We start from the raw sequence: 13,493 nt of genomic DNA on the forward strand, positions 1-13,493 counted from the left end.
TGATATGTTATCATAAGAATAAATAATTTGACGGGTATGTCTAGTTTGTACATGACGGACCTATCTAAAAGCGCGTCTGTGCTTTCGGATTGGGAGAAGTTAATTACAGATCGCTTTGTGCGATCGTGGGAGGAAATTATGAAGCTCTTTAGAACAGGCCTTGCTGCTTTTGCCGCATTGGCCACTATTTCTGTAAGCCCTGCAGTCTCAGTCGCGCAGGATAAAGGTACGATCGGTATCGCTATGCCGACCAAATCGTCCGCACGCTGGATCTCTGATGGCAACTCTATGGTCGAGCAATTTAAGGATGCGGGCTACGCGACCGATCTGCAATATGCAGAAGATGACATTCCAAACCAGTTGGCTCAGATCGAGAACATGATCACAAAAGGCGCTGATGTTCTGGTCATCGCGGCTATTGACGGCACAACACTGTCGAACGCTCTTGAAAATGCAGCAGCGGCAGGCATCAAAGTCGTGGCCTATGACCGTTTGATTCGTGACAGCGGAAATGTTGATTATTATGCAACATTCGATAATTTCAAAGTCGGCGTGCAGCAGGCGACGTCACTTGTTAATGGACTTAAAGAACGTTTTGGTGATGGCCCTTACAATATAGAATTGTTCGGCGGATCGCCTGACGATAACAACGCTTATTTCTTCTATGATGGTGCGATGAGTGTGCTTCAGCCGCTGATTGATGACGGCACTATCGTGATCCAGTCCGGTCAGATGGGCATGGATACTGTTGGTACACTGCGCTGGGATGGCGCCGTTGCACAGGCGCGTATGGATAACCTTTTGTCTGCTCACTACACAGATAAAACATTGCACGGCGCGCTAAGCCCTTATGACGGATTGTCTATTGGTATCTTGTCTTCACTCAAAGGTGTTGGTTACGGCTCCGGCGACCTCAAAATGCCAATCGTCTCCGGGCAGGATGCTGAAGTGCAATCGGTAAAGTCTATTCTTGCTGGCGAGCAATATTCGACAGTTTTCAAGGATACCCGTGAGCTTGCCCGTGTCACTGTCGGTATGGTCAATGCACTGGTGGAAGGCGGCGAGCCTGAAATCAACGATACAACGACCTATGACAATGGCGTTAAAGTGGTGCCGTCTTATCTTCTTGAGCCGGTGTCCGTTGATAAGTCAAATTGGGAAGAAGTCCTGATTGGCAGCGGTTACTATACGAAAGATCAGATCCAGTAATCACGGCCTCCCGAGTCCGGCTGCCTGAAAATGGCGGCCGGAAATTTTATTTGATTTCACTGAAGGTTAGTTAAGCATGTCCACGCTGCTAGAAATGCGCGACATCACCAAAACGTTTCCAGGTGTCAAAGCACTCGACAACGTTAATCTTGAGGTCGCTGAAGGCGAAATCCATGCTGTCGTTGGCGAAAACGGCGCTGGAAAATCCACCCTCATGAAGATTTTGTCGGGCGTTTACCCAAAAGGACAATATGAAGGTGAAATCATCTTTGATGGTCAGCGATTGAGCTTGCGTGACATTCGTGACTCAGAAGATCGAGGCATCATCATTATTCATCAGGAACTCGCGCTCGTTCCTCAATTATCGATTGCCGAGAATATATTTCTAGGCAATGAGCGCGCGCAAAATTCAGTGATTAACTGGCATGAGACCAACCGCGCTACAGAAGAGCTGCTGGCAAAAGTAGGACTTGTCGAAGCACCGACAACGAAGGTCGGGAGCATCGGGGTTGGTAAACAGCAATTGGTTGAAATTGCTAAAGCGCTGTCAAAGGACGTTAAGCTACTCATCTTAGATGAACCGACCGCTGCATTGCAGGAAAATGACAGCCGTAAATTGCTGGATTTGATGCTTGAACTGAAGGCGCAAGGGGTCACGAGCATCATCATTTCTCACAAGCTCGGTGAGGTACGTTATGTCGCCGACAGCGTTACGGTGATCCGCGACGGTTCAACAGTTTCAAAGCTGAGTGCCAAGAGCGGCTTTAAAGAAGACGATATTGTCCGCGATATGGTCGGCCGTGATATGACCCACCGCTTTCCTGAACATGAAAGGAAGCCGGGCGAAGTATTGCTCGATGTGACCAACTGGAATGCATGGCACCCCGAACATGCAGAACGTCAGGTTATCAAGAATATTTCATTTCAAGCGCGGGCAGGTGAGGTCGTGGGCATTGCCGGACTTATGGGGTCGGGGCGCACTGAACTTGCTATGTCAATATTCGGCCAGTCTTACGGCAAACGAATTTCCGGTGAGGTGAAATTACACGGTAAACCGGTTGATGTATCGACCGTGGACCGCGCCATTGACGCCGGTATTTCATATGTGACCGAGGACCGCAAAGTATATGGTCTGGTTCTTGATGAAACGATCCGCTTCAACACAACACTGGCCAATCTGGACGGCGTATCTTCTGCCGGCGTTCTTAAACGCAATATGGAGACGAGTGTCGCTGAACGGTATCGCAGTGCACTTGCCGTTCGCACGCCGTCGGTGTTCCAGAAAACTGTCAATCTGTCCGGCGGTAACCAGCAGAAAGTGGTTCTGGCCAAATGGCTGTTTACCGAGCCGGATGTGCTGATCCTGGATGAGCCGACGCGCGGCATTGATGTCGGTGCAAAGTTCGAAATCTACAACATCATCAATGAACTTGCTGATTTGGGTAAAGCGGTTGTGATAATCTCGTCAGAGATGCCCGAACTCTTAGGTATGTGTGACAGAATTTACGTGATGAACGAAGGCGAATTTGTCGGTGAACTCGACGCGTCTGAAGCAAACCAAGAGCGCATCATGGCGCTGATCGTTCAAGAATAGAGATACAAAATGGCTGATAGCGAAACAAAAAACTTATCTTCGACAAAAACTGCCGTGGAAACGAAAAGTATCGGGCATTATCTGTCTGCGAATTTGCGCCAATACGGGCTTCTTCTGGCTCTGATTGTTGTGATGGTTTTCTTTCAGATTGTGACTGATGGCACCCTTTTGCGCGCGGTGAATGTAACAAACCTTCTTCTGCAAAACTCATATATCATCATTATGGCTCTGGGCATGCTGATTGTCATTGTCGCGGGGCACATCGATCTTTCGGTGGGCTCGGTGATGGGTTTCATCGGAGCATTGGCGGCGGTGATGATCGTCAATTATGATATGAATATTTATCTCACTGGCGCCATTTGTCTGGCAACAGGCGCGCTGATTGGCGCTGCACAAGGATACTGGGTCGCTTACTGGAACATTCCATCATTTATCGTAACTTTGGCGGGAATGCTGGTTTTTCGCGGACTATCATTGCTCTTGCTTGAAGGACAGTCGGTTGGACCGTTTCCCCGTGAATTTCAAATCATAGCCACTGGCTTTTTGGGTGATTTCTTTCCGAAGGCCATCGGCGAGTGGCTTGCCGGTGTGTTTGCGGTGAGGCAAATCAATACTGTTGCATTTGTATCGGGTATCGCTGCTGCCATTTTGCTTGTTTGGATGGGGATGCGTAAGCGCATGGCAAATATTGCTTATGGCGTCGAAGAAGAACCAGCGGCAATCTTTTACGCGCGCACCTTCATCGTCGCTGCCGCGCTTATTTTTGTCATGTATAAACTTAGCCAGTTCCGCGGTTTGCCGAATGTACTTTTGACGATGGGCTTTCTTGCAGTCATCTATGGTTTCGTGACCGAAAATACAGTTATCGGGCGCCGTATCTATGCTCTGGGCGGTAACCAAAAGGCTGCTCAATTATCCGGTATCAAAACCAAACGCCTCACATTTCTGGCATTTACAAATATGGGCTTTCTGGCCGCAGCAGCGGGCATGGTTTTCGCCGCCCGTTTGAACACTGCAACGCCTAAAGCAGGTTTTGCGCTAGAACTGGACGTGATCGCAGCGGTCTTTATCGGCGGTGCTTCCATGTCCGGCGGCGTTGGCACGATTGTGGGTGCGGTCATCGGTGCGTTCTTAATGGGCGTGCTCAATAACGGAATGTCCATCATGGGCATCGGTATCGATTATCAGCAAATGATCAAAGGACTGGTTCTGCTCGCAGCGGTTGTTTTCGATGTTTACAATAAGAACAAGGAGGCTTGATCATGTTGATTTCTCAGATTAAAAACGATCAAGGCGGCATCAGTGTCGTGGTTCGAAATGGTGCCGAGGCCTCAATCATTCAGGGTGTTGAAAGCAGCTATGCATTGGTGCGCAAAGCTATTGCGGCAAAAACGTCGATTGCTAACTGTGTTCGTGAACACACGCTTGGGCCCGCTGTCGATCTTGAAGTTTTAGCCGAGCAAAATCGCATACTTCTTCCTATCCATCACGATGATCCGGCACATATGCATTTAACCGGCACCGGATTAACGCATTTAGGGTCCGCTTCTACGCGCGATGCCATGCACAATAAAAATGCGGCCGACACCAGCGAAATGACGGACTCTATGCGCATGTTCCAGATGGGACTTGAAAGCGGTAAACCGGCTGCCGGTAAAGTCGGTGTTCAACCGGAATGGTTTTATAAAGGCAACGGCACTGCGGCCGTCGCGCCGGGCCACGCACTTAAAAGTCCGGCATTTGCCGATGATGGCGGCGAGGAACCGGAAATTGCCGGCGTTTATGTGGTAGGTGATACGGGCACTGTGCACCGTGTTGGATTTGCGCTTTCGAACGAGTTTTCGGACCATGTAATGGAGCGCGTAAACTATCTTTATCTCGCCCATTCCAAACTACGGGAAGCCTCATTCGGGCCGGAGATATTCGTCGGTGAATTACCTGCCGATATTCGCGGTACAAGTTCAATTGTGCGCAATGGTAAGACCATATGGTCAAAGCCGTTTTTGTCCGGCGAAGACAACATGTCCCATACAATTGCCAATCTTGAACATCACCATTTTAAATATGAGCTGTTCAGACAGCCGGGCGATATTCATGTCCATATGTTTGGTACAGCAACTCTTTCATTCGCAGATAAAATCGCCTGCGAAGATGGAGATGAATTCGTGATCTCCGCACCGGAGTTCGGCATGCCACTGCGTAATCCACTGCAATTGCCGCGCAAGTCCGAGACGCTCACGACCGTTGAGGTGCTATAAATTATGACATTTACACCGGCAAAGTGGCCCCGAAAATTACGCTCACAGGAATGGTATGGCGGTACATCGCGCGATGCCATTTATCATCGTGGCTGGTTGAAAAACCAAGGGCACCCGCACGACCTGTTCGATGGTCGTCCCGTAATTGGTATCCTCAATACATGGTCTGATCTTACGCCATGCAACGGACATTTGCGCGAACTTGCGGAAAAAGTGAAAGCGGGGGTTTGGGAAGCCGGTGGCTTTCCACTTGAAGTGCCCGTTTTTTCTGCTTCAGAAAACACCTTTCGCCCGACAGCGATGATGTACCGAAACTTGGCTGCGATGTCGGTCGAAGAAGCAATGCGCGGGCAACCCATTGACGGTGCGGTTTTGCTGGTTGGATGCGACAAAACCACACCTTCATTGCTCATGGGCGCTGCCTCGACGGATATGCCATCGATTGCTGTTACGGGCGGGCCAATGCTCAATGGCTGGTTTCAGGGCGAAAGGCTAGGATCAGGCACGCACCTTTGGAAATTTGCAGAGGCTATCAAAGCCGGAAAGATGACACCGGAAGAATTTGCAGAAGCCGAACAGTCCATGTCCCGCTCTACAGGTACTTGCAATACGATGGGTACGGCATCGACAATGGCATCAATGGTCGAGGCGCTTGGTATGGCGCTGTCGGGCAATGCAGCCATTCCTGCGGTCGACTCACGACGGCGCGTCATGGCGCAAATGTCTGGGCGCAGGATTGTGCAAATGGTCAAGGATGATCTCAAGCCATCTGACATCATGACAAAGCAGGCATTTGAAAATGCGATCCGAACCAATGGTGCTATCGGCGGCTCTACCAATGCGGCTATTCACATGATGGCCATGGCCGGCCGTGTTGGCATTGATTTGACACTGGATGATTGGGACAGGTGCGGGCGCGACGTTCCGACAATCGTCAATCTTATGCCTTCCGGTAAATATCTGATGGAAGAGTTCTTCTATGCGGGCGGTTTGCCGGTTGTGCTCAAAGCTCTGGGCGATGGCGGACTTTTGCATAAGGATGCGCTGACCGTATCGGGTACAACGATCTGGGACGAGGTCAAGGACGCAAAGAACTGGAATGAAGACGTCATTCGCCCTGTGAGCAACGCTCTTACAGAGCAGGGCGGTATTGCCGTATTACGCGGAAATCTGGCTCCCAATGGAGCTGTGCTCAAACCTTCCGCAGCAACACCATCTTTGCTCAAGCATCGCGGTCGCGCCGTCGTTTTTGAAGACATTGATGACTACAAAGCCAAGATCAATGATGAAACGCTGGATATTGATGAGACCTGCATCATGGTGCTGAAGAATTGCGGCCCTAAAGGCTATCCCGGTATGGCTGAAGTCGGCAATATGGGGTTGCCGCCAAAGGTCTTGCGTAAAGGCATAACAGATATGGTACGCATTTCGGATGCGCGCATGTCAGGTACGGCCTATGGAACAGTTATTTTGCATACGGCACCTGAAGCTGCAGCCGGCGGACCTCTTGCCGTTGTTCAAAATGGCGACATCATTGAACTTGATGTGTCCGCACGAAGCCTTCATCTCGACATTGCCGACGATGAATTGCAGGGAAGGCTCGCCTCGTGGAAACGAAGTCATGAAGTGCCTGTGAGTGGTTATGCCAAGCTGTTTCATGACCATGTAGAAGGCGCCGATACGGGTGCGGATTTTGACTTTCTAAAGGGATGTCGCGGTTCGGCTGTCGGCAAGGAATCACATTAATGGTGCATAAAATTGCTTTGGTTGGCATCGGTAAGATTGCCGTTGACCAGCATATTCCGGCCATTACCAATAATCCTGATTTCGAACTCAGTGCCACTGTTAGCCGACATGCGTCTATCGATGGCGTTGAGAGCTACACTTCGCTTGATGACATGCTCGAAAAACGGCCAGATATCGGGATTGTATCTTTGGCTATACCGCCACAGCCACGCTTTGATTATGCCGTAAAAGCTTTGCGTGCAGGCCGTCATGTGATGTTGGAAAAACCGCCGGGGCAAAGCTTGGCGGAATGTTATGCGCTGGAAAAGATGGCGCAAGAAAAAGGCGTTTCGCTGTTTGCAACATGGCATTCGCGATTTGCAGATTCTATCCCTGCAGCGAAAGACTGGCTGAAATCACGCACAATAAAGCGCTTTCGGATTACATGGAAAGAAGACGTTCGGCGCTGGCACCCCGGTCAGGAATGGATATGGGAGCCGGGTGGTTTGGGCGTGTTTGATCCGGGTATCAATGCGCTCTCGATCATGACTGAAATCTTGCCATATGATGTTCATATCAATGCCGCCAAGTTAGAGTTTCCGTCCAATCGCGATACGCCCATTGCTGCGCATCTCGCTTTTACGAATCCTGATAATGCAGTGATGGATGCGGTATTTGACTGGCGCCAAGAGGGCCCGCAAACATGGGACATCGATATTGAAACCGATCAGGGCGAAATGAAAATGTCGTCCGGTGGCGCAAAACTTAGCATCGACGGTAAAAGTATTGTTGAAGGTAGTGACCACGAATATGCGAACCTTTACGCACAAATGCACACCTTGGTGCAAAACCGCGCGAGCGATGTTGACCTAAGTCCTATGATTCACGTTTGCGACGCATACGCACTGGGCAAGCGGATCACCATTGCTGAGTTTGAATTTTAAATTACCGAAAGAGTTAAGCTATGAGTTATGTCCCGCACGGAAAACACTTGATTGCAGGCAATTGGGTCGCTGCAAATGAGACTTTTCCATCAGAACCAACGAACGGCGAGCCTTTTTCCTTTAGTCGCGGTACACCTGAGCACGTCAACAAAGCTGTTGAAGCTGCTGAAGAGGCCTTTGCAACATATGGCTGGCTTGCCGATGAAGAACGCGCAAAATTTTTAGAGACGATTGCCGACGAAATAGAAGCGCGCGGCGCGGCGATTACTGAAATCGGTACCGCAGAAACCGGCCTGCCTGAAGCGCGGCTTGAAGGCGAGCGCGGGCGCACTTGTGGACAATTAAGGTTCTTTGCCGAACACATCAGAAAGGGCACCTATCTTGATCAGCGCAAGGATGAGGCTTTGCCCGATCGTACACCTCTGCCGCGCCCTGAACTGCAAATGGTGCAGCGCCCGATTGGGCCTGTTGCTGTATTTGGCGCATCTAACTTCCCATTGGCATTTTCGACAGCAGGCGGTGATACGGCTTCTGCACTTGCTGCGGGTTGTCCGGTGGTCGTGAAAGGGCATCCCGCGCATCCGGGGACCGGTGAACTGGTCGCAGATGCAATTGCGGCTGCAATTGATAAATGTGATCTTCATCCGGGCGTATTTTCACTTGTGCAAGATGGCGGCCAAGCTGTTGGCAAGGCATTGGTTGAACATCCATTGATTTGCGCAGTCGGCTTTACCGGTTCCTTGCGCGGCGGCCGTGCATTGTTTGATCTATGCGCACAAAGACCGGTACCGATTCCATTTTTTGGAGAGCTTGGTTCAATCAACCCGATGTTTATTCTGCCGCAGGCTGCTTCGGCACGCGGGGATGAAATCGGCAAAGGCTGGGCCGGATCGCTTACAATGGGCGCAGGGCAGTTTTGCACAAATCCGGGCGTTGCGGTGGTTTTGGATGAGCATGCGGACGCATTTATTGCGGCTGCTAAAGGTGCACTGGAAAGTGCTGAAAACCAGACAATGCTCACATCCGCAATCGCAGACAGCTACCAGCAGGGCGCTGAGAGCGTGGCGAAAATATCAGGCGTGAAAGCGCTCGTTCAAAATGAATGTGCCGACCGTGAAGCAGGCGCCCAATTGTACGAGGTTGATGCGGCGTTATGGCTTGAGAATAAAGAGCTCAGCGAAGAAGTATTCGGGCCTTTGGGTATTGTGGTTCGTGCTAAAGATACCGCGCAAGTTGTTGATATTGCAAAGTCATTGGAGGGCCAGCTTACATCGACTCTTCATATGGATTCAGCCGATATGTCGTTAGCACAGGAGTTGATGCCTGTCCTTGAGCGCAAAGCAGGGCGCTTGCTGGTCAATGGATTTCCGACAGGTGTAGAGGTTGCTGATGCGATGGTGCATGGCGGCCCTTATCCTGCGTCTACCAATTTTGGTGCGACCTCTGTTGGCTCGATGTCTATTCGCCGCTTTTTAAGGCCTGTCTGCTATCAGAATTTGCCGGCTGAATTACTGCCAAACGTTCTTCGCGATTAATTGCTTTGTAAATTCCGCGTGCCTAGGGGTGCCTAAAAACTAGAATTTGATGATCGTTGATTGATGCGTGCGGCCGCTGAAGCGGCATCAAGCCAAATAGCTTAGTCTAGTTTTCTTAGAGAAGATGGAAGACACAAGCATATCAAAAACAGTGTTTGACGAACGCAAGCCACTTGATTGCTCATTACTTTCCTATATGCATGAGCGCATTGGTTCCGCGAGTCTTTAATGGCAGCGGATTAAAAGGGAACATGGTGAGGAATAGCCGAAGGGCGCCGAATCCATGACTGCCCCCGCAACTGTGAGCGGATTGTCGATTGCAAATAGCCACTGGGTACGACGTCCCGGGAAGGCGCAATAGGCTATAATCCGTGAGTCAGGAGACCTGCCAAGAAATCTGCTGTTCGGACGGGGTGTTCCGGGGTTGTAGGTGTAAACGTCGCAACGCTTGTGGGCCCGCCCATCGTCCGGAATTTCGCCTCTTCACTTGACCACCCCTTAACGCAAAAGGGATGTTAAATGGCGAGTGGACACAAAACGATACTGTCAGTCTGTACACGGTGCAGGCCGTCCGGCGTACCAATAGAGCTTGCAGACAGACCCGGTTATAAACTTGCTGAAGAATTAAGGGCGCTTTTTCCCAAAAGCCGTGCCGCACAAAAAGGTGTTGCCCTGCGCGGTGTGTGCTGCATGAGCCAGTGCAAACGGCACTGTGTCATTGCCTTGTCCGGAGAAGGAAAATTTACACTTCTTTTCGGCGATCTCGATCATGAGGCCGATGCCGGTTCAATCCTCGAAATGGCTGCCCTTTATGCGGAACAGGCTGACGGGTTGATTGAACGACCGGACCGCCCAGCGCCACTACGCGCCGGTATTTTAGGCCGCGTGCCGCCCGATGATCACGACCAGTTCATCGACGAAGATTTCACAATATCCAGTCACACGAATTAGCTTAGGAGAGAGCGCGATGACATTTGGGAATATTTGGCCGAAACGGAAACGCGCCATTGCGGCGTTTGCAGTCGGTATCTCGCTAATGACGGCCGCCTTGCTGACACCTCAATCCGCATGGGCTGAGGATAAATTGATTATTGGGCAAACGTTTCTGACAAATGGGCTGGACCCGTCTGAAGGTTCAGTGGGTTGGACACTTGTTACCCATGGTATCGGAGAACAGCTTTTCAGCGTGTCTAAGCAAGGTAAAATCGAACCCAATTTGGCGGAGACTGCCATTGAAAATAGCGATGGTACCTGGACCATTACATTGGCGGACAATCGATTCTTTTCAGATGGAACGCCTGTGACGGCCAAAATGGTTGCTGCTGGTTTTAATAGAACCGGACAGACAAATCCTTCTGCCCGCTCGACATCCGGCTTGTTGAGTTTTCATGCGGTTGATGAACGCACTTTGAAAGTCCACAGCGAAAAACCGACAAAGATTTTGCCTTCTATTCTCGCTGAATGGGCTTTCCCCGTTTATATGGAAAAAGACGGCGAGTTTATTTTCACAGGTCCGTTCGCGGTGGAGAGTTTAACGGCTGATAAAAGCATCGATCTCGTCCCGAACCCGCACTACGAAAATGCGGAAAACCGTCCTGAACTCACTATTCGCAGAATACCGGACGGGCAGTCATTGGCGCTGGCTTTTGCTTCCGGCGAACTTGATCTTGCTTTTAACCTGCCGGTAGAAAGCCTATCGATGTTTGCAGGTGATAAAGCAAAGCAAGTGAAATCCTTTCCCGTAGCTTATCAATATATGATGTGGATGAACACATCTTCCGATGTTTTGCAGGATGTGCGCGTTCGCAAGGCGATTGACATGGCCATCAACAGGGAAGATTTGGTTGCCGCTGCACGGGCAGGTTCCGTTGCAACCGGTGCCTTTTCCCAAACCTATCCTTTTGCGGCTGAAAAAGAACTGCCACTTGACGTGAATAAGGCCAATGCATTGCTCGATGAAGCAGGCTGGATAAAGGGGGAGGACGGTGTTAGGCGCAAAAACGGTCAGCCGATGCAATTGGTACTGTGGGCCTATCCGCAACGGCCGGACCTCATTACATTTCAGCCGGTTATCCGCGCGGCATTGGCAGGGCTTGGTATATCGGTAAAAACACAAGTGACAGAATCTCCAACCGATATTGCCAAGAGCGGGGCATATGATCTTTTCTTGTGGGCTCAACACACCGCGCCGGCTGGCGATCCGGCTCAGTTTCTATCGCTCTTTCTTGAAACAGATGCTGCGAACAATTACGCCCGTTGGTCCAATGCGGAATATGACGCTGTCATTGAACAATTGCGCGCTGAAGGAGATACAGATGTGCGTGCGGAACTGGCAAGAAAGGCGCAAGATATTATCGCTACCGAGGCACCGGTTTCATTCCTAGTGACGCCTGAATGGCATGTAGGCGTATCAGTCCATTTGAAAAACTATGAGCCTTGGGGTTCTGATTATTATATCATTCGCCCTGACTTGCAGGTTTCCAAGTAACGATGGCAATGCTTACGGTGACACGCATAGTAACTTTGACTTTTTTGTCATGGCTGGCGGTTGTCACCGTAAGTTTCTTTGTTTTGCGACTGGTTCCGGGGGATCCGGTCGACATTTACATCAATCAGATGAACATAAACGCCTCAGGAGATGTTAAGGCCCTGTATCGTGCTGCTTGGGGCCTCGACCGGTCAGTGATCCAGCAATATGGGATCTGGCTGTTTGGCTTTTTAACATTGAACTGGGGCGATTCATTTGTATTGGGAAAGCCGGTTTTATCCATCCTTTCCGCCGGTCTGCGATGGTCGGCCGCAATCGGGATCACTGGTTTTGCACTGGCTTTGATTACCGGCTTTTGCCTGGGCTATGCGGCTGCTCTTCGTCCGCGCAGGATTGCCGATAAACTGTCGCGCGCCCTTGCAGTCGGCGGCCAATCCTTGCCGGCATTTGCTGTCGGCTTGATTTTACTATGGGTACTGGCAGTCAAGCTTCAGATTATACGTCCGTTTTCCGGCGGCAATGTCGAAAATCTGCTACTGCCCATTTTGCTGGTCGCGTTCTTTTCCACCGGTAGTATCTCGCGCATCACCCGTGCCGCATTTAACGAAGTTGCAGCCGCGCCCTATATGCGTACAGCCGTTGCCAAGGGACATTCGCAAGCATCTGCCCTGTGGTTTCACGGGCGGCGACATGCAGTTATTGTACTGATGGCCGGTATTGCGCCGGATTTAGCCTGGATTGTCGGCGGAACCGCTGTTTCAGAAGTTGTGTTTGCAGTGCCCGGACTATCCGAACGCCTGATCGCGGCGGTGACAACGCGCGATTATCCCGTCTTGCAATCTTATTTGGCGATTATCGCATTCTGGATCGTGGTTGGCCTGCAATTGGCCGGCGCTCTAAGGCGACACTTGGACCCGCGTCTGAGGGAAGCCTTATGAAGCATAATCTTTCCCGCAATGTTACACTGTGGATGTGCCTGATGTGGGCTTTGCTCACAATCTCCGGACTTGTTTGGCAACCTCACAATCCTCATTCAGTTGATCTTACCGGCAGCTTTCAATTGCCGTCTGCACTGCACTGGCTTGGCACGGACCATCTGGGTAGAGATGTCGCTTCGCGCTTAATGATTGGCGCTCAAACCTCACTTTTTGCTATTTTTATTGTTTTATGCGGCAGTTTGGTTGTGGGCCTCATTGCCGGAACAATCATTGCAGTTGCGCCAAGCAGTATTGCGAGCTTTGTGCGCTGGCTGGCGCAGACGACACTCGCTATCCCCACGCTCATTATGGCCCTTTTTCTGGCGGCGCTGATAGGGCCGGGGCTGTATTCTATCGCTCTTGCATTAATTATCAGCGCGTGGGCGCCATATGCATTAAGCATTGCCGCTTTGGTTGACCGCCTGCGTGCGGAGCAGTTCTGGCGCGCAAGCCTTGCACTCGGTGCAAGCCCGCTCAATGTTGTCATTCGGCATTTACTTCCCAACACATGGCCTGTCATCGGCGCTTTGGCCGGCGCAGATGCAGGGCGCGCTGTCATCCTTGTAACATCGCTGGGGTTTCTGGGTTTATCCGCCGATACAGGCCAGCCGGAATGGGGCGCAATGATTTATGAGTATAGAATGTTCCTGTTTTCAGCGCCGCACCTTGTGCTTGCTCCGGTCTTTACGACCGCACTGTCGGCACTTTTGCTGAATATCGCTTTGGATCGATGAGCATAAACAGATCGATTTCTTAAATACAT

Annotated in this window: 11 protein-coding genes and 1 riboswitch; all 11 genes read left to right on the forward strand. The window is 50.8% G+C overall.

All coding sequences use genetic code 11. From position 1 onward, the window contains the following. Positions 1-138 precede the first annotated feature (138 nt). Complete coding sequence (gene chvE / locus SU32_RS03410) at positions 139-1,209, forward strand: multiple monosaccharide ABC transporter substrate-binding protein (protein WP_053997934.1); 1,071 nt, start codon at positions 139-141, stop codon at positions 1,207-1,209. A 76-nt stretch (positions 1,210-1,285) separates the two neighbouring features. Next, a complete protein-coding gene (gene mmsA / locus SU32_RS03415; RefSeq protein WP_053997935.1) occupies positions 1,286-2,803 on the forward strand; it encodes a multiple monosaccharide ABC transporter ATP-binding protein in 1,518 nt (505 codons plus the stop codon). 9 nt (positions 2,804-2,812) lie between these two features. After that, complete coding sequence (gene mmsB / locus SU32_RS03420; RefSeq protein WP_053997936.1) at positions 2,813-4,063, forward strand: multiple monosaccharide ABC transporter permease; 1,251 nt, start codon at positions 2,813-2,815, stop codon at positions 4,061-4,063. A 2-nt stretch (positions 4,064-4,065) separates the two neighbouring features. Then, a complete protein-coding gene (gene araD1 / locus SU32_RS03425; RefSeq protein ID WP_053997937.1) occupies positions 4,066-5,061 on the forward strand; it encodes an AraD1 family protein in 996 nt (331 codons plus the stop codon). A gap of 3 nt (positions 5,062-5,064) precedes the next feature. Continuing rightward, positions 5,065-6,807 carry an L-arabinonate dehydratase gene (gene araD / locus SU32_RS03430; protein ID WP_053997938.1) on the forward strand — a complete coding sequence of 581 codons (1,743 nt, stop codon included), beginning with the start codon at positions 5,065-5,067 and terminating at the stop codon, positions 6,805-6,807. Then, positions 6,807-7,730 carry a Gfo/Idh/MocA family protein gene (locus SU32_RS03435; RefSeq protein ID WP_053997939.1) on the forward strand — a complete coding sequence of 308 codons (924 nt, stop codon included), beginning with the start codon at positions 6,807-6,809 and terminating at the stop codon, positions 7,728-7,730. Before araD ends, SU32_RS03435 begins: the two co-directional genes overlap by 1 nt. A 20-nt stretch (positions 7,731-7,750) precedes the next feature. Next, positions 7,751-9,265 carry an aldehyde dehydrogenase (NADP(+)) gene (locus SU32_RS03440; RefSeq protein WP_053997940.1) on the forward strand — a complete coding sequence of 505 codons (1,515 nt, stop codon included), beginning with the start codon at positions 7,751-7,753 and terminating at the stop codon, positions 9,263-9,265. 193 nt (positions 9,266-9,458) lie between these two features. After that, positions 9,459-9,672, forward strand: a riboswitch (cobalamin riboswitch). A 112-nt stretch (positions 9,673-9,784) separates the two neighbouring features. Beyond that, positions 9,785-10,216, forward strand: a complete 432-nt coding sequence (locus SU32_RS03445) for a DUF1636 family protein (protein WP_053997941.1) — start codon at positions 9,785-9,787, stop codon at positions 10,214-10,216. Between the two features lie 16 nt (positions 10,217-10,232). Then, positions 10,233-11,753: an ABC transporter substrate-binding protein gene (locus SU32_RS03450; protein WP_053997942.1), complete on the forward strand. Its 1,521-nt coding sequence runs from the start codon at positions 10,233-10,235 to the stop codon at positions 11,751-11,753. Positions 11,754-11,755: 2 nt separating this feature from the next. Then, complete coding sequence (locus SU32_RS03455; protein ID WP_053997943.1) at positions 11,756-12,691, forward strand: ABC transporter permease; 936 nt, start codon at positions 11,756-11,758, stop codon at positions 12,689-12,691. After that, on the forward strand, positions 12,688-13,464 hold the full coding sequence (locus tag SU32_RS03460) for an ABC transporter permease (RefSeq protein WP_053997944.1): 777 nt from the start codon (positions 12,688-12,690) through the stop codon (positions 13,462-13,464). The genes SU32_RS03455 and SU32_RS03460 overlap by 4 nt, the downstream gene beginning before the upstream one ends. Positions 13,465-13,493 lie beyond the last annotated feature (29 nt).

Origin of the sequence: Ahrensia marina (assembly GCF_001293565.1) — a bacterium.
GTDB classification, from domain to species: Bacteria; Pseudomonadota; Alphaproteobacteria; order Rhizobiales; family Rhizobiaceae; genus Ahrensia; species Ahrensia marina.